The organism is Streptomyces sp. NPDC059456, assembly GCF_042750055.1.
Lineage (GTDB): Bacteria > Actinomycetota > Actinomycetes > Streptomycetales > Streptomycetaceae > Streptomyces.
In genome coordinates, this window is record NZ_JBHYVA010000258.1 from 1 (window position 1) to 965 (window position 965).

The 965-nt window shown below is 70.2% G+C and carries 1 protein-coding gene; it reads right to left on the bottom strand.

Translation table 11 applies throughout. The features are described 5' to 3' along the window. Nucleotides 1–117 precede the first annotated feature (117 nt). Complete coding sequence (locus tag ACFXA3_RS22170) at nucleotides 118–696, bottom strand: RNA polymerase sigma factor (protein ID WP_385189159.1); 579 nt, start codon at nucleotides 694–696, stop codon at nucleotides 118–120. Nucleotides 697–965: the final 269 nt, after the last annotated feature.

The window sequence follows — 965 nt, forward strand, 5'->3', positions numbered from 1 at the left end:
CGGCGTCCTCGTCGTAGCCGGCGTACTCCTCGACCAGGACCCGGGCCTGCGCCAGTGCCGCCGCCAGCTCCTGCCCCTCCTCCCCGGTCACGGCGTCGCGGTCGGCCGTCATGTCGCTCACTGGCCCTTCTCCTCTCCAGGAGCCCAGTCCGTCCCGAGTTTCTGGGACAGCATTCGGTTTGCGCCTCGAATGTGCGAACGGACCGCGGCGGGCGAGATCCCCATCGTCCGGCCGACGGTGCCGTTGTCGTACCCCAGCAGGAAGGCCAGCAGCACCACGTCGTAGTGCCGTTCGGGCAGGCACTCGATCGCCGCGTACAAGCCGAGCTTGGACTCCAGCAGTTCCATGCGCCGGCGGGAGGCGCGGCGCAGCGCGGCGAACCAGGCCGTCTCGACCATCGCCCCGGGCCGGCCGAGGAGCGCCAGTCTGCGCGCGACGTGTTCGCGCAGCACCGCCCAGGCGAAGCCGTGGAGGCTCGCCTCCTTCAGCGCCTGGCGCCACACCTTCAGCAGGAAGGTGAACACGTCGTCGACGACGTCCTCGGCGTCCTCGCGGGAGCCCAGTTGCAGGTGTGCGTAGCGCAGATAGGTGCGGTGGTGCTGGGAGTGGAACGCACTGAACTCGACCGGCAGCACGCCGGCCAGCTCGCTGGAGACCGCCCGGTCACCGGACGGGTCGAACTCGCCCTCACTCATGCGCTCCTCCATGCGGGCGGCGTGGGTGTCTCCTGACGGCGTCGAAAGCGACGAGTATCAGCACGGGCGTGACGGTCTGGACTCGGTTCACGTCTGCGGGAAGCCTTCCGGTGAAGTGAGCGCAACGGGCGTGCCTGCCCCCCACATCCAGCGGCCGGACGCCCCGGCCGCGCCCCCCACACCACCCCCTCGGAAAATACCCCCCGTTGTGGACCGCGGCCGTCCGGTATAATTAGGGGAAAGTCGGCTCAGCTCCCCAGCGCGGCCCC